This is a genomic window from Acaryochloris sp. IP29b_bin.148 (genome assembly GCF_028285565.1).
Taxonomy (GTDB): Bacteria; Cyanobacteriota; Cyanobacteriia; order Thermosynechococcales; family Thermosynechococcaceae; genus Acaryochloris.
This window is the reverse complement of the sequence record NZ_JANQOY010000230.1, coordinates 1-15,921: the sequence shown is the minus strand read 5'-3', so window position 1 is coordinate 15,921 and position 15,921 is coordinate 1. Positions and strand designations below refer to the sequence as shown.

17 protein-coding genes and 1 pseudogene are annotated in these 15,921 nt (G+C 48.5%); 10 read left to right on the top strand and 8 right to left on the bottom strand.

Annotated features, from left to right (window positions below):
• Positions 1-214: 214 nt before the first annotated feature.
• Positions 215-784 (bottom strand): DUF2808 domain-containing protein, encoded by a 570-nt coding sequence (locus tag Q0986_RS20675; protein ID WP_299415111.1) that lies wholly within the window; start codon positions 782-784, stop codon positions 215-217.
• A gap of 208 nt (positions 785-992) precedes the next feature.
• On the opposite strand from Q0986_RS20675, the gene Q0986_RS20670 reads away from it, so the two are divergent.
• Positions 993-1,649 (top strand): DUF938 domain-containing protein, encoded by a 657-nt coding sequence (locus Q0986_RS20670; protein ID WP_299415108.1) that lies wholly within the window; start codon positions 993-995, stop codon positions 1,647-1,649.
• Between the two features lie 178 nt (positions 1,650-1,827).
• Entirely contained in the window at positions 1,828-3,060 is a 1,233-nt protein-coding gene (locus tag Q0986_RS20665; RefSeq protein WP_299415107.1) for an extracellular solute-binding protein, read from the top strand.
• Here Q0986_RS20665 and Q0986_RS20660 read toward each other — a convergent pair.
• The gene (locus Q0986_RS20660) at positions 3,055-4,200 is read right to left on the bottom strand and encodes a serine/threonine-protein kinase (protein WP_299415105.1); all 1,146 of its coding nucleotides are present in this window, start codon (positions 4,198-4,200) and stop codon (positions 3,055-3,057) included. The genes Q0986_RS20665 and Q0986_RS20660 overlap by 6 nt on opposite strands.
• A 7-nt stretch (positions 4,201-4,207) precedes the next feature.
• A complete protein-coding gene (locus tag Q0986_RS20655; RefSeq protein WP_299415102.1) occupies positions 4,208-5,488 on the bottom strand; it encodes a LuxR family transcriptional regulator in 1,281 nt (426 codons plus the stop codon).
• A 354-nt stretch (positions 5,489-5,842) separates the two neighbouring features.
• Between Q0986_RS20655 and Q0986_RS20650 the strand changes: the two genes are divergently transcribed.
• The 6 genes from Q0986_RS20650 to Q0986_RS20625 all read left to right on the top strand — a co-directional run bounded on the left by Q0986_RS20650 (position 5,843) and on the right by Q0986_RS20625 (position 11,035).
• The gene (locus Q0986_RS20650) at positions 5,843-6,685 is read left to right on the top strand and encodes a glycosyltransferase (RefSeq protein WP_299415100.1); all 843 of its coding nucleotides are present in this window, start codon (positions 5,843-5,845) and stop codon (positions 6,683-6,685) included.
• Positions 6,686-6,724: 39 nt separating this feature from the next.
• Complete coding sequence (locus Q0986_RS20645) at positions 6,725-7,288, top strand: hypothetical protein (RefSeq protein ID WP_299415098.1); 564 nt, start codon at positions 6,725-6,727, stop codon at positions 7,286-7,288.
• A gap of 147 nt (positions 7,289-7,435) precedes the next feature.
• The gene (locus tag Q0986_RS20640) at positions 7,436-7,957 is read left to right on the top strand and encodes a hypothetical protein (RefSeq protein WP_299415096.1); all 522 of its coding nucleotides are present in this window, start codon (positions 7,436-7,438) and stop codon (positions 7,955-7,957) included.
• Positions 7,958-8,016: 59 nt separating this feature from the next.
• The gene (locus Q0986_RS20635; RefSeq protein WP_299415094.1) at positions 8,017-9,279 is read left to right on the top strand and encodes a YgcG family protein; all 1,263 of its coding nucleotides are present in this window, start codon (positions 8,017-8,019) and stop codon (positions 9,277-9,279) included.
• A gap of 27 nt (positions 9,280-9,306) precedes the next feature.
• Positions 9,307-10,050, top strand: coding sequence for a LemA family protein (locus tag Q0986_RS20630; RefSeq protein ID WP_299415093.1), 744 nt, complete (start codon positions 9,307-9,309; stop codon positions 10,048-10,050).
• Positions 10,051-10,183: 133 nt separating this feature from the next.
• Positions 10,184-11,035, top strand: coding sequence for a prohibitin family protein (locus Q0986_RS20625; protein ID WP_299415090.1), 852 nt, complete (start codon positions 10,184-10,186; stop codon positions 11,033-11,035).
• Between the two features lie 75 nt (positions 11,036-11,110).
• Here Q0986_RS20625 and Q0986_RS20620 read toward each other — a convergent pair whose 3' ends face one another.
• Positions 11,111-11,419 (bottom strand): TMEM14 family protein, encoded by a 309-nt coding sequence (locus Q0986_RS20620; protein ID WP_299415088.1) that lies wholly within the window; start codon positions 11,417-11,419, stop codon positions 11,111-11,113.
• Positions 11,420-11,470: 51 nt separating this feature from the next.
• Between Q0986_RS20620 and Q0986_RS20615 the strand changes: the two genes are divergently transcribed.
• The gene (locus Q0986_RS20615; protein WP_299415086.1) at positions 11,471-11,959 is read left to right on the top strand and encodes a hypothetical protein; all 489 of its coding nucleotides are present in this window, start codon (positions 11,471-11,473) and stop codon (positions 11,957-11,959) included.
• Positions 11,960-11,998: 39 nt separating this feature from the next.
• Here the strand turns inward: Q0986_RS20615 and Q0986_RS20610 are convergent, their stop codons facing one another.
• The 3 genes from Q0986_RS20610 to Q0986_RS20600 all read right to left on the bottom strand — a co-directional run bounded on the left by Q0986_RS20610 (position 11,999) and on the right by Q0986_RS20600 (position 13,255).
• Positions 11,999-12,400, bottom strand: a complete 402-nt coding sequence (locus tag Q0986_RS20610) for a DUF1499 domain-containing protein (RefSeq protein WP_299415084.1) — start codon at positions 12,398-12,400, stop codon at positions 11,999-12,001.
• 212 nt (positions 12,401-12,612) lie between these two features.
• Positions 12,613-13,029, bottom strand: a complete 417-nt coding sequence (locus tag Q0986_RS20605) for a secondary thiamine-phosphate synthase enzyme YjbQ (protein WP_299415082.1) — start codon at positions 13,027-13,029, stop codon at positions 12,613-12,615.
• Between the two features lie 10 nt (positions 13,030-13,039).
• Positions 13,040-13,255 carry a hypothetical protein gene (locus Q0986_RS20600; protein ID WP_299415080.1) on the bottom strand — a complete coding sequence of 72 codons (216 nt, stop codon included), beginning with the start codon at positions 13,253-13,255 and terminating at the stop codon, positions 13,040-13,042.
• 440 nt (positions 13,256-13,695) lie between these two features.
• Here Q0986_RS20600 and Q0986_RS20595 point away from each other — a divergent pair, with 440 nt between their 5' ends.
• Positions 13,696-15,381 (top strand): ABC transporter permease subunit, encoded by a 1,686-nt coding sequence (locus Q0986_RS20595; protein WP_299415078.1) that lies wholly within the window; start codon positions 13,696-13,698, stop codon positions 15,379-15,381.
• 311 nt (positions 15,382-15,692) lie between these two features.
• Here Q0986_RS20595 and Q0986_RS20590 read toward each other — a convergent pair.
• Positions 15,693-15,921: pseudogene (locus Q0986_RS20590) on the bottom strand (cell division protein FtsH); the annotation flags it as partial.

Here is a 15,921-nt window from a genome sequence, read left to right as displayed (position 1 = left end):
ACTCGTTTTGACATGAAACGGGTTTTCTTAGTCTGTCATAACTCTATAAAGAGATGGTCGGCCTGTGTTTATGAGCCAGGACAGTTAAAGAATTGTCACAATTTTTTCTAACATAAATCTCCCCCTTTCTGATAAAAAGTGATGTTTGGCAGAAGGGGGCAACTCACCGCTCACGATAGTGGGCGGTGTTCAGTAAAGAGCCAATTTTAATGTCTTAATTCCGATAAATACTGACTACCCAGGTACCGATATATTGCATCAGGCCGACGTCCCCAGGAGAAGAAATTCGACAATTAAAGAAGTAAGTTCCACCGGATTTGGGATTTCTGACATTAGATGCAACCACTTCTATGGCAGTATCAGCTGGAATCACTTCAGTGGGGATGATCTCAATGACTCCGTTGTCAGGATCTACTGTGACAGAATCTATTGGAATATCTTTTCCCTTCTTCAGATTAAACAGCCGACTTTTGGGGGCATGTCGCAGTTCAATCTTCTTCTCTTTGAATTTGCCATCAAAGTAGTCTGGGTAGGTAATATTAATTCGATCAATTGCCACACTCTGGCGTTTGATTTTAAGTCGCCAGCGATCGCTTAAATGTTTTGGCGTACCGTAGGACAGAACATAGCCCAACTGCTGCTTTTGGGAAGGGCCATCACCCCATATAAAGCTAAAACCGGGGTTGGTTTGTGCCTGGCTGATTAAAGGAACGCCAACGGCTAGAGAACCGGCACAAAGCGCAATGCTGGCCAAACGCCTAATAGAGTGTTTTGTGGTAGACATGGGTAAATTGAACCAAGACTTGAGGGTGAACAAAGAGAGAGATGGATAAAAATATTATTAAATATTTTTTCTTTTAAGCTATCGTAGCAGTCAATATCATGGAGCTTCGTGGAAATTGTGACAATTTTAGAGCTGGGTAATCCGACAGCCGTGATGTAGAACTGAAGACGTACACGACTAACCAAAGTGCCCAAGGCCACCTAAAATCATGTCCAATTTGGATCAGCGGCAGTATGCTCCTGCATTCCAGCGCAACTGCCATCCGATCTTGGCTGTTCTCGAACAAGAGCTGCCAAGACAGGGACTTGTGCTAGAAATTGCCAGTGGAACTGGGGAACATGCGGCGTTTTTTGCTCAGCAGTTGCCCCATCTCGGCTGGCTACCCAGTGATCAATCTCAACCTCAGCTTAAGAGCATCGCAGCTTGGCGACATCATACTGATCTTGCCAATTTTTATGAGCCTATTGCTGTAGATGTGGGCACACCCAATTGGTCTGAGGCTGTTGTCCAGGCTTTAGAGCATGATGGCTTTGCAGACTCTGAAGTCATCGCCATTGTGAATATCAATATGATTCATATTTCCCCTTGGCAAACCACAGAGGGATTAATGGCAGGGGCTGCTCGTCTGCTGCCGCCGCAAGGATTGCTGTATGTCTATGGTCCTTTTATCCAACAGGATCAACCTACAGCTCTGAGTAATCTTGCCTTTGATCAATCCCTGAGGAGTCGAAATCCGGCATGGGGCATTCGTCAACTGGATGATGTGGAGAAGGTTGCGGCTGAAAATGGATTGACTCTACAGCGAACGGTAGCCATGCCTGCCAATAATTTATCCGTGATTTGGCGACGCGCCTCTGAATCCTAAGATATCTGGAGTTTCGGTCAAGCAGTGACAAAACTCTCAAAGAGGGGTGTTGCCGGACAGAATCGTCCTTTGACTAACCTGCAAGTCAGAGAAGCAGAGATAGTGTTTCATTATGAGATCCTGAATATGGACAGGAATTGCGATTTTCTCTTTTTGGCAATCACTGAGCAGTAGGTTCATGGCAAGGCGTTTTTGGTTAGGTATTGCAGCATTGCAGGTATTGGCACTAGGGCTGCTCTATCTCACCTGGCCTCCGGTGGTACTGACCTTGCTCGTCCCGGAAGATGAAGCGCAAGCGTGGAAGCCCCTAATCCAACAATTTGAAGCTAAACATCCCAAAACCAAAATTCGTCTGACGACCACGAAGAATCTAGGAGGGTATTTATCTAAGCAGCTCAAGGAAGGGACTTGTTTGCCCCAGGGGTCTCCTGACCTGGTTTATATTGATGTGATTTGGGTACCTGAATTTGCGGTTCGCGGCTGTTTGCAAGATCTGTCGGGGCGGTTTGGAAAGGAGATGCGATCTCAATTTACCCCTCAATCCATCAGGGATGGAGAATACTTCGGCAAGTCCTATCGCATTCCCTTACGGTCCGATATGGGCATGCTCTACTACCGCTCAGATTTACTCGCCCAGGCTGGCTACCCGCAACCGCCCCAGACCTTTACTGACTTAATGAAAATCTCCCAAACCCTCAAACAAAAGCAGCTAGTGGAATGGGGCTTTCTATGGCAAGGGGATCAGTACGAAGGCAAGATTGCCACCTTTGTCGAAATTCTGGCAGGACATGGAGGGTACTGGATTGATGAGCAAACCCGCCAGGTCGGACTCGATCAACCCGAGGCTCTTCAGGCCGTTCAGTTTCTACGCAACACCTTAAAAAATAAGGTCTCTCCCACCAGCGTCCTCACCTATAGCGAAGCAGAATCCCTTGCTCAATTTAAGAGGGGTAAAAGCATGTTTCTGCGCCACTGGCCCAGAGCAAGGTTTTTTCTGGCTGAAGACAAAACCGTTAAATCAGTACCGATGCAACTACAGGTCCAGGGGCATTCAGGTGGCCCTTGCAATGGCAGTTGGGGGTTAGGGATTGCCAAAAAAACACAGCATTCTGATCAAGCCTGGCGAGCCATTCGATTTTTCACCAGTGAGAAATCCCAGCGCCAATTTACCCAAGCCACTCAATTTATTCCCAGTCATAAAGCCGTGCTCAAACAAGGATCCCCTGAGGTCCAGGAGGCGATCACCAAGGTCATTTATCGACCTCGCATTCCAGAATATGATCAAGCCTCAGAAATCTTACAAACGGCTCTCAGCCAAGCTCTTAATCCCGACACCTCTGATCAGGCCGTCGAGGAAATCATGAAAAAAGCCACTGCAGAAACCGACCAACTACTGAATCCCCCTTCATAATCCTAAGGATGGAAGATGGCGCTGTACCTGTTGATTTGTCTCCTCAGCTGGTTGGCTATTTTCATGGGCTTGCCACCACAACAAGCCACTAATGAGCAGGATGGAGAACAGAATCAGGTTCAGCAAGGAGCCCCAAGGGAAAGACCCCGGCGAAGTCTCTCCTTCAGATAAATTTTGAGCCTGGGGAGGGGAAACAAGGTTTTCTGGTTGAATGTATTTCAAGACCTCAGCTGCAGTTTGAGGACGATCTCGAACCAGCGGAGACATTAATTGATCAACCCAATCGGCAAGCACCACCGAAACATCGGGGACCTTTTCTCGCCAGACTAATTGTCCACCATCATCAACCCGCAGATTGTAGGGCGGAATTTGGGTGAGTAAATGCACACAGCTACGCCCCAAAGCGAAAAAATCGGACTGCTGCACCGTTCTCCCATCCATTTGTTCTGGGGGTGTGTATCCCGCCGCAAACACACAGGTATCGGTAACCGTTATATCGGGTCGAGGGGGAATGTCGCCAGCTTCTTCAGGTCGAGGCCGAACTTGTTTGACTGCGCCAAAGTCAATCAGAACCAACTGTCCATCCGGTCGCAACATGATATTGGAGGGTTTAATATCACGATGCCAAATATTTTGGGCATGCAGATAGTCCAAAATAGTCAGCAATTCCCGGAGCCACTTCAGAAGAGTGGCATTATCAATTGGCGGTTGATCCTGTAGCCAGTCCCGTAGATTTTTCCCTTCGACCTTCTCCATCACGAAATAATGGATTTCTCGACGCGTGGCTGGCTCCACAACTGAAAAATAACCCTCGCCTGCCCGGTCTTGAGGATCAATTTTGGGAATTGCCGGATGATCCAGGCTTTGGAGATAGATCGCCTCTTGCTTGAACAACCGCTCTAGATCGCCGCCATTGTACTTAAGAAGCTTCAGCACTTTCGGTGTTGGCTCCGACGGATGCGTACAACGCAGATCCTCAATTTCAAACACTTCAGTGTTGCCCGATCGCTCCAGGTTCACTAAAGGCCGAATCAGACGGTAGTTCTGGTTCACAATTAATGGTGTCTGGCAATTTTGACAAATCTCTGTCGTTACAGGATTTTGCCGCTGTTTGCACTTGGGATTGGGACAATACACCATCTATCAATTAGGCTTCAGACACCATAATTTGTTGGGTGACCTCTTTGATCACTGGCGGCAGGATAAACCCTTGATCCACATGTTCAATCAAGGACCGCTGGCGAAGGGAGGAGAGGGCACTCATTAGATCTTGAGCATTGATGCTAGAGAGTTGGGTTTGCAGTTGCTTAAAACTTGACCCGTCACTTTGCTCCGCAAGGATATATAAAATTCGTCGTTCTAAATCTGAAACCCGGTCAAAAATTCGCTCGATAAAATTGTGAATATCTCTGGTGAATAAGCTGGTATCTAAAAAGTCACCAACATTGCCACCAAAGACTTCCTTGATGGTTTCGGCGACCAGCTTCAGCATCATCGGATTGCCCCGATACCCATCCACTAGATATTGCCATTTATCTTCTCCCGTCAATCCCTTGTTTTGGAGGATCGCTTTCGCTTGCTCTAATTCCAATCCCCGCAACTTAAAAGACCCCACTGGCAAGGTTTGGCCCTCTAGATAAGCGACCTCACTGAGTTTCTCTTGACTCGTTGTCACCACACAGCTTTGATGGGGCACTGTTCCCACCAAATGAATCAATTGACTGTAGTTTTCGTAATTCGGTTGGTAACTCCCCGCCAAGTCGCCCTTGCGACTAAAGGATTCTAAACCGTTCAAGACAACGAGACATCGATGGTGCTGGAGATAATCTAGGACCCAATCCATTTGCTCAGAGACCGTCACCAGAGCAGGGGCTAATGGTGAACCGTGGAGAAAAGTCGTCAGTTCAGTGAGTAAATCTTGTAGTAAAGGGGCATAGTACAGCGACCGCCAAAAAATTTTCTCAAAGTGAGGCTGCAGTCGTTGCGTTAATTTAACGGACAAGGTTGTTTTGCCAATCCCAGAAATCCCATAAAGCGCCAGTAAGCGATACCGATCTTGGATAATCCATCGCTCTAGTTGTTCTAACTCTGCAGTACGACCATAAAACACGGATACATCGGGGGCATTACCCCAATCTACCTGCTCTGGCTCGGCAGCTTTTACAGCCGTTCCCTTTTCAAGGGCTTCTTGGTAACGTGTCACTAGAAGTTGTTGCAGCTTTGTGAGTTTAACGGGACCTCGACCAGCAATCCCAAATTTCTGATAGACCTCACTGAGACGTTTGCGGGCTGCATCCCCACTAATTCCAAGCTGTTCGCCAATATCAGCGGTGGAATATCCGGCTAGTCCAAGTTTGAGGGCCGCTAATTCAGATTTGGATACACCCTGTTGAGTGGCTAAGTCACTCAAGAATTCTGGAGGAATCACTCCAATAAACTCACATAAATAATGATCTTTCTCATTCTATCTCTAATTCACAACTTTTATGTGAGATAGATCTCAACTATGTGAGCATCCCTTTATCTCCTTTATGTTTAGGTCTTTAAAGGAGATCGTGTAAGTCTATGCCCCTAGATTTAGGCTTACAAGGCTAGCTATCCATACGCTGGGAATGATGATGGCTCTATTCAAAATTCACTAGAGTAGTCTTATGTGAGAAAAGCTGTTGACAAATCTCACATAAAAGAGATATCTTATGTGAGAAAGAGATTGAAAAAGCATTCCATAACGTTATACACCCACCTTTCAATCCCTTCCCTATCGCATCAAGAGGAGCGATGTATGCCCCCTCACCTCAAAACGAAAACCCGCCATATTGCCCAGGTGGCAGCGCTATGTCATAGCGTCTCACCCCGACATAGCGGTATTGAACATGTCCTCAACGTGCGGACAGATGGTCTAGTCCAGCGAGGATATCAGCCCCCACTTTCTGCACCCTGTCCTCAACTTCCTGTGATCAACATTAGCGAAGCCCAGAAACAAACGATGCCCCACCTCAATTACAGTGATACGATTCACAACACCATTGACTTATTTCGATATCCCTTCGTAGCTGAATGCCAGACTCCGCCTTACATTGCCTTTATTGGGCGGATGGCTCCAGAGACTGGTCCGCAGTTTGCGATCGCAATTGCCCAACATGCCGGGTTACCTCTAAAAATGTCAGGTGAAATTGACCCTTCCGAGCAAGACTTTTTCGAACATCAGATCAAACCTCACATTGAGGGGCAGCACATTCAGTATCTGGGAGACGTCAATCATGCCCAAAAAGCAGATCTGCTAGCCAAGGCAGCCGTCACCGTTTTTCCCATTATTTGGGATGAACCCTTTGGCCTAGTGATGCTGGAATCGATGGCCTGTGGCACCCCCGTTATTGGCATGAACTGTGGGGTAGTTCCCGAAGTAATAGCAGATGGAAAATCTGGATTTATCTGTTCCACGATTAATGAGTTTGTTGAGAAAATTCCAGCAGCCCTCCAGCTCAATCGGGCCGACTGTCGCCACCATGTAGAAACCTTATTTCACCCCACAGACATAGTTGCCCAATACGAGCAAGCCTACCGTCAGAATATGGGTCCAACCAGTCAAAATAATTTACTCACTTTTCAGCGACAACAGTCTTAAGAACTGTTTTGTTTGTTGCCGTTACCAGAGGATTTCCTTATGAAATCTACAATCCACACAATGGTTAGTACTGGAATCGTCGCTGCCATTGCAGCCGCTCCCTTCGCTGCTACAGCAACCATCCACCCGGAAGTTCCCTCTCCACTTCAACTGGATCCAGTCGCAGAGGCGGTTCAGAAAGCGGATGTCGCTATGGTTTATGATTCAGCCCTTACCCCAACGTTCAAAATCTCAGCCACGGGTTTGGCCCAACCCACTGTTATCCCCAGAACACCCACACCACCCTTGTCCTATCTGCCCTTTGAGCGATCAATGGCAGTGACATCAAACTCGTCCCGTGGCCAACCCCGCTCATCAACCAACCGTTCTTTTGATTGGATGTGGATGATTATTTTTGTGAGCTTTAGCGGCTTTATTGTTTGGCGATTTCTCACCCATACGTCCAGTGGCAATCAAAGGAGTAACGACAGTAGCTGGTTTGATTTTTTTAGCCATGACAGTAGTAGCGATTCCAGCACCCATAGCGATTATGGGAACTATAGCGATAGTAGCGATTTTGGCGGGGGTAGCAGTGACAGGGGTGGCGACGGCGGAGATTGGTAAGCCCGTCTCCAAGCCAGCTCAATTCCTCTATAAGGGAGCACAACAGGGAAATTGAGCCCGTTCCTCCAACATCTTTCTCTGCGTTCAAACACCGCTGTGCCGCTACTGAGGGAACCTTGCCCTCACTTTATTTCACGAGTATTCGATATGAAAACAATCGGTTTTAGAACTGGCCATGTAATTGGAATTGGCACTGGCATTGCAATGGTCGTTGGCTCCCCGTCGGTCTTCCCCACCCCCACTTTAGCTATCGAGGAACCCCCCAAACCGCATCAGCGGAGTCAGACAAAAACCTGGCCACGGGCAATCAGCTTAAATTCGGCCTTAGCACCATCTGGATCCTTGGGGTCTAATTTGTTCACAACTCACGTACCTTTCAAGGCGCAGCAAGCATCTCATCCCCGATCTGCCATTGCCCAATCCTCACCCCCTGCGCGCCGCACTCCCCCATCGTCCACAAGACATCCTTGGCACTGGATTCCATCCGTCTTTTTCTTAGGTTTTGCCATTGGCATCATCAGACGGGTGAAGATGAGTCTCACTGGCAGAAGTAACCTTAGGCATGGTAGCTATCACCAAGGTATAGATAGCCCTAGTGGTACTAACCACTATAGCGATGCGGGTGATTTGAGCGGAGGCAATAGTAGGGGTGATGGCGGAGATTTGTAAATCGCTTTGAGTCTTTTTGGGGGATCTTTAACTTTTTGTCTAGTTCAGGAGCGTCCAGAATGAAAACGACCTATCTCAGTATTTACAAAGGCATTGGAGTTGGGTTAGGGGTTGCCGTTGTAGCTCTGCCCCTAAACACTTGGGCCGTGCCTTATAAACAAGTCCCCAACCCTCGACAACAAAACGGAGGCTGGGTGACTGATATGGCTAATGTCCTCAGCTCCCAAACAGAAGCCCAACTCAATCAGCTGATTACTGATCTAGAGGCCAAGAATGGCAGTGAAATTGCCGTTGTTACCGTTGCCAATACGGCCCCCTCAGCTTCACCTAAAGCTTTTGCAACCAGCCTATTCAACCATTGGGGCATCGGTAAACAAGCGGAGAATAATGGCGTCTTATTCTTGATTTCCAAAGGTGACCGTCGCGTCGAGATTGAAACGGGCTATGGGGTGGAAGCCATTTTGCCTGATGCCAAAGTGGGACAGATTATTGATCAACAGATTCTCCCCAAATTTAAGTCAGGTAATTTTGATCAAGGAACCTTAGCAGGGACTCAACTGCTAGTCAGCCATCTCAGTGCTGATGCGTCTAGCTCCGTTGCCTTAAATCCAACCAACACTCAACCACAGATTCCCAATCCGTCTCCTAACAGCCCTGATTTGTCTTGGATATTGTGGGTCTTAGGCTGTGGAGGGTTAGCAGGAGGGTTGGGTTTTCTAATCAAAAAGAAAAAAGGAACTCTCTTGAGACCTGGGAAACGCTCCCGCGTCTCCCGGGAAGAATATAGCAACGATTTGGGCTTTACACCTCCCCGCTGTATGTACTGCCAAAAAAGCCTCAGAAAGGTGGATGCTGACGTCCTCTCGTCCCACCTCACCACCATTGAGCAAACTGCACAAAAAATGGGGAGTGTTAAGTTTGTCGGTTGGCAATGTACCCATTCTTGTGCCAAGGCCGCAGATTCCATTCATATTCGTGCTTATATTTGGAATCCAATCTCTTTTCGAGAGTGTTCTGACTGTAAAGAATATACGATTCGACACTCTACTGAAACGTTGGAAGAAGCAACAGAACAAGACTGTGGGAAGCAATTGATTACGCAAATGTGTGTCTGTTGTGGACTCTTCAAAAAATATCAAGAGAAAACCCCTCGTCTAAAGCCTGTCCCGTCCCGCTCTAGTAGCACCAGTGGAGCGAGTAGCTATGGCACTTACGGTGGCTACGGTGGTGGTGGATTTGGTGGCGGCGGCGGTAGCGGCGGCGGCGGGGGAGGATTTGGCGGTGGTAGCAGTGGCGGAGGTGGAGCTGGAGGAGGCTGGTAACTCACAATTGTTTGAGAGGTGAAGACAATGAATCCTAAAAAGCGAACGATTCCAGCCAGTGATGCTCCTGCAATTTTTGAGCTAGCCTCTCAATACGCCTCTGCGGACCTAGAACATTACTCCAGAGCAGAGCTGGAAATGGCCGCAGCAGAAGCGGGCATTCCAGCCGAGTATATTCCTCAAGCGATTGCCGAGGTTCAGGCTCAAAACACCAAAAAACTAACAAAAAGGCAGAATATAAGACAAGGGATGAGAAAGTGGCTACTTATAAGCTCTATTGCTATAATAGGGGGTATAGGGTGGCACATTGCTACATATAATGCAATTACCAATCATCGAATTCAAGTAGAAGCTGCTTGGGCGCAAGTCGAGAATCAACGTCAGCGACGAGCAGATTTAATTCCTCAATTGGTTAAGGTTACTCAAGCCTACACCACCCATGAAAGCACCCTGGTCACAACGCTCACTGAGGCCCGACAAGCCTACTTAGAAGCGGACAACCTTGAACAGCAGCAGGATGCAATTACAAAAATCGATCAGGCGATTGATCAGTTTCAAACCTATGCCCTGAAACATTCGGCTCTAAAATCCAGCCAGCTTTATATCAACCTCCAGTACGAAATCACTGGCACGGAAAACCGGCTGGCCGTAGAACGAATGCGATACAACCAGGCGGTACAAAGCTACCAGCAGCAACTGCAAGGATTCCCCAATACCGTCGTTGCCAAGCTTTCAGGATTTGAATCAAAGCCTTTTCTAAGCGCAGATTAACGCCTAGTTGGGGCCGAATAGGCATAGCTAAGGATCTTTTCCCTGCTTATCAACAGATATCAACGCTCATTCGTAAGCGTGGATTGGATGAGTTCAGCTTTTGAAGCGGAACGGTTCATTGGAGATCATTGAAATGAATAATGTCAGAAATTATGTAGGTTGGTTGAACTGGAAAACCGGATTAGGACTGTTTGTTGCCCTGATTGGAGTCAATACCTTTCAAATTTTGGGACCGACCCAAATTGGTGTTTACAAGTTTTTAGGTAAAGTCCAAAAAGGATCAATGGCCCAAAGTGGCCTGAACTTAAAGTGCCCTTTGTTCTGTGGGATTGATGTCTATGAGGCCAATATCCAAGAAGAGCAGTTCCCAGCAGCAGCAGCAACCAAAGATTTACAAGACCTCACCGCCGAGTTAACGGTTTTCTATACGGTTGATCCAGGTCCGCTCACCACCACTCGGACCCGCATCGGCACCATGCCTCAAGTCAAAGCGAAGGTGAGATCCCTAACGCAAGAGGCCTTTAAAGCGTCCAGTGCTCAATATACGGCGGAAGAAGCCATTACCAAGCGTGAACAACTCCGTAAGGCCTTTGATGAAGGGATGTCTAAGCGCCTATCCAAATTTGGCATTAACTTCGAAGGTAGTGCCATTGAGAATCTCAGCTTTAGCCCTAAATTTAATGAGGCAGTTGAAGCCAAGCAAATTGCCGAACAACAGGCCAAACAAGCGATTTTTGAAGCGAAGAAAGCGGAAGCCCAGGCCCAAGCGGAAATCAATCGCGCCAAAGGTAAAGCCGAAGCCCAGCGCCTCCTAGCTGAAACCCTAAAAAGCCAAGGCGGTAAGTTAGTGCTCCAAAAAGAAGCGATCGCAGCCTGGCGTGAAGGCGGTGCCCAAATGCCTAAGGTGTTGGTGATGGATGGCAAAGGCAACAACAGCATTCCATTTCTCTTTAATTTGGGGGACGTGAACACTCCCAATCAGTAGATTTATCCTGTAGCAGAATTTTCAACACTCTGCTACAGGATTGTTTAGGAGAATAGTTGGCATTTTAGGCAGTGATTATCTACCCATAACCATAACGACCAAAGCAATCCCTCCGAGCCCGACCATTAATCCGGCAGGCATCACTTTACGAGTTTTAAACCATCGGACGATAAACACAATCACCAAAAGGGCCGTCACAATCATGGCCATGGTGAGTCCCCATGCATTTCCCCTCAAGGCGGCAAGGGCACCAGATAACAGCAATATGCCAGAGAAACAGCCTGATATTAAAGAAATTTTGCTATGGCTTTTGATATAGCCCATAATTCCGCCTAAGAGCGTGAACAAGCCATACAGGAATGCTGCAACAATACTGGAGGTCATACGGGTCCTCAAACAGAGAAATCTTGGATCTACTGTCGCATAGTGTGTTTCTTGTCGGGAATCCCCCTAGTCGGTGGTTCGATCTCAGGGATAAACTATAGACATCTGATCGCAACCCTCTGCTCCATGATTGATCGCTCTCCCCCCCATGCGACAACCTATGAAATTGTCTGTTTAGAGCACCAGGGCAGCTATCTGTATGCTGAGGTGATTCAGGCGATTGTCGCTCGTCAGCGTACGTGGGTGCGCCCTCTCTTTTTGCAACTAACCACTCAAAGTTCTGAAGAGGCACCTAGCCCAGCCCAAGGCTTATTTGCCTATCGGCTCCAGAATTGTTCCGATCTGGTGTGGCCATCACAGTTTTTTCGGCCCGCCCTTGATGATGAAGTGTTGCCTCTACTGATGCAAATGTATAGCGATAAATCGCAGGACGAAGCCGATCCGCAGGCCGTATCGGAACGCGATCGCAAAGCCCACCAGGCCCTTCGACAGTTTATTGATCAAGTCTGGCGGGCATTCCCCGATGCCTTTTCTGGCTAGAGATCTGGTTAGAAAATAGAGCGTTGCGATCGCACCCACTTAAGCCTTTAGCTTTTTGCGAATGCCATTGATGCGAGATCGATTGGCCCCTAAATCAGACTGACCTAAGCGGGATGCTGAACGCACCTGAATCACCTTAGCCCGACCATCCAAATAGAATTCCACATCATCCACAAAACCGAGCAAGCTGCTGGTGAACTCCGCATAGATATAGTTACGAGTTTCGTTAATGATCTCGGCATTCTTGGTCTCTGCCAAAATAGATTTGAGTTGAGCAAAGGCCTCTTTAGGAGAGCCTGTAAAGGTGAGCGGATCGATCTGATGCCCCGGATCGGGATCTTGGCTACAAACACAGTTGGGCGTGTTCGGGCAAGGCGTGAGTTGATTCTTCTTGAGTCCTAAGGTGGTGGGCTGTTGCCCAGAAAGAGAAAACAGGGGCATGATGACGAGAATGATAGCGTTACAGCTTTCATTGTAAAGAAATATTTAGATTGATGTAGTCTTCGTCTGGCTGTCCAGATCTAAAAGCTGGCAGGATAGTCTTCGAGTACTTGGACAATGCATTTGATGTGCATGCTGCCAGCTTCGGCTCCAACCTTCAATATTGATGTTGAGGGCTGCCCGGATTGGATAACCTGGCGTCGCCAGGGAGCCTATTCCCCGGATAGATGAACAATCACTTCTCGATTCGACCCGTGTTGGCGATGCTCCCACACATAAATACCTTGCCAAATCCCCGTGGCTAAGCGTCCTTGGTGAATCGGAATATATTCTGAGGTATGGGTTAAAGCCGTGCGAATATGGGCAGGCATATCGTCCGGTCCCTCCGTACTGTGGCGATAGTGTGGTCCTTCCGGGACAATTTGCGATAAAAACGTCTCCAGGTCCCGCAGTACATCAGGATCCGCATTTTCTTGAATCACCAAGCTGGCGGAGGTGTGGCGCAAAAATAGGGTGCATAGCCCCATGGTGAGTCCTGACTCGGCCACGACTGATTGCACCTGACGGGTAATGTTATGGAAGGATTTGCCCTGAGTAGGAATTTTGAGTAAATGCTGGACGTGAGTCATCGCCATCACCCTAAGATTGACTGCTAAACCAGTCTTGGACCAGTTGGGGTAAATCCATAATGGCTTGCAAGACTTGACTGGGGCCAACGCCCACGATCACCTGCAATCCTAAAACAATTATGGCGATTAAAACGGCCGTTTTGAGCGTTGTTTTGACCACACGCAACAGCCAAGTAAAGACAAGCCAAGAAATCAGGATAGCTGCGATCAGAAGGATAGGATTCACGGTAGAAGTTGGTAGTAGGGCTAGAGAGGGTCGATGCTGGTGTTGACCATTGCTGGGCAGAGGATGCAGACCTCCGGGTCAACGCTGAGTTAGGTCATGAGCTGATTTTAACAAGGGTCGATCTCAATTCTCTGGCCAACAGAAAGAAGCGTGAAGGTATATTAAATATGGAGGGTGCTGCACAATCAACTCTGAAGACTTCGTTAAGAGATCTACGGTTTCCTGATTAGTGTCGCTAACTTGTAAGTCAAGATACCTCCTAACTGCGTCTACGGCCCTACTGCTGACCTGAAAACGGATTTAACTCAGCATGAGGGCTTCTTTTTTGTGATGATTGGCAGTGTTGATTAACGGTATAGGAGGCTCAATCTCAAGCATGCTAGTGCTAAGTGAGATTGAGTTAATAGCCCTGTATCCGGGGTTGAGCACAGTGGGCTGAGATGGGTATCGCCTCAAGATTAGCGGTCAGCCGGTGGCTATGGTTGCCCTTTGTGAGTCTAGCCGCCGGTGGCGCTTGGCTGTCGGCAGCCAGCCTCTGGAATCCTAGCGGATGGCCCCAGTTCTTTGCCTTTTGGCAAGCCAGTCTGGCCCCTGATCTGCATCTTTCTTTATTGATCACTGCTGGGCAAGCGCTGTTAACCACCCTTGCCTATGCGATTTGCGGGACAACCCTGAGTCTCTGCTTGGGGTTTATCGGTAGCATTCTGATTTCAGAAGTGGGGCAGCAGGTCTATGGATGGTCGGTGCTTGCTGGTTTAGGACAAGGGCTTAGACGGGTGCTGGTGGTGCCTCGTGCCATTCATGAAATGTTATGGGGACTCTTCTTTATTAATCTCTGGGGGCTGGATCCGCTAACTGCGATCGCAGCCATTACCATTCCCTACAGCGCCATTGTCGCTAAGGTGTTTGGCGATATCCTCGACGACACGCCCAGGCAGTCGTTCCAGGCGATCCTGCAAGGCGGAGGACGGCCCTTCAATGCCTTACTCTACGGGTTACTGCCGTCGGCCAGTAAAAATTTACTGTCCTATAGCTTTTATCGCTTTGAATGTTCCCTGCGATCGGCGGCAACGCTGGGCTTAATCGGTGTTGGGGGGCTGGGCCATGAAATTTTCTTGAGTTTACAGTCGCTCCGCTATGAGCAGGTCTGGACCTTTATTTATGCCTTAGTCATTCTGAACGGAAGCATTGACTGGTGCAGTGCTAGGTGTCGTCATCGTCTGGGCTGCCAGACCCGCATTGATTTACACCTCAACCCTACTGCGAGTCCGCCACCGGGATATATTCCACCACAAAGAACGCCCCGATCGACGGTGCTACTCTTCAGCCTGAGTTTAGGGGGGCTGTTGATGCTAGTCCTTTGGAGCTGGTTGTATATTGGTTCCGATCTGACTCAACTGATGGCAGCTCAAACGTGGCGAAACGGTCAGCAGTTGATGGTTGGCGTGTGGCCATTATCTTTTGGTCTACAGGCATGGCCCCAGTTACTGGGATTGTCGTTACAAACTCTCAGCATGTCGCTGTTAGCCATCCTGGGGGCAGGGGCGGGGGGCATCGTGTTGTCCTTTGGCACAGCGGCCAATTTCTTTCTGCCAGGCGGACTCTTTTTGCCGCAGCCGGTTAGTTGGGCGCAACAAGGAGTGGCTTGGCTGCTGGTGGGGGTGGCGCGGCTGTTTTTGTTGCTGTGTCGATCGATCCCTGCACCGATTTGGGCCTTAATTGTATTGTTTATTGTGTTTCCGGGGATACTACCGGGTGCGATCTCGCTTGGCATCCATAATCTCGGGATATTGGGGCGGTTAATGGCAGAGGTGAATGAGAACCTGGATCAAAAGCCCCTTCTGGCCTTACAGTCTCATGGGGCTCCCAATCCTTCGGTGTTGCTCTACGGCGTGTTACCGATGACGCTGCCTCGATTTTTAGCCTATTCCTGTTATCGCTGGGAAGTCAGCATGCGGGAAACCATTATTGTGGGATTAGTGGGGGCTGGGGGACTAGGACGCCTGCTGAGTGAGCAACTCAGTAGTTTTGATAGCGTTGCGGTCATGGGGACCTTGAGTTGTTTTGTCGCCTTGAGTCTGATGGTTGATTGGCTCAGCCATCAGCTCCGGCAACAATTACAATAGGCCCTGCTTCCACCCTGCATCGCCAAACTTAAAGTGTCAGACTCACAAGCTTCACCCTATCTTCACTCCCATCCTTTTTAATGGGACGTAACTTAGATAAGCGCAATTTGCGTCTTGTACCACTCCTTACACCGATAACCCCGCCGGGGTTATTTTTTTTGTCTGTAGGATCTTTAATTTCGGCACGTCCTTCCCATTTTTGGGGAACGCACCCCTCTGTTATTCCTAGCCAAAGTGTGCAGAAAAAAAGCCTCCTATGGATCAGGAGGCTTACAAAAAAGTGATCTTGATCCGGGTTAAACCGTCACGAATTAAACTGCCACAGGCTCTTCAGTGTTCTGCACATGAGTTTCAGGATTCACCTTCGCCAGCAAGTCTCTGAGGGAAGCGCCCTCAATCACCTCCGACTCCAGCAACTGCTCCGAAATCGTCTCCAGCAGTTCCTTATTCTCCTTGAGAATACTCAGGGCTTCTTGGTGAGCCGTTTCGACAATACCCTTGACTTCCTTATCAATTTCTTTGGCTGTCTCATCACTTACG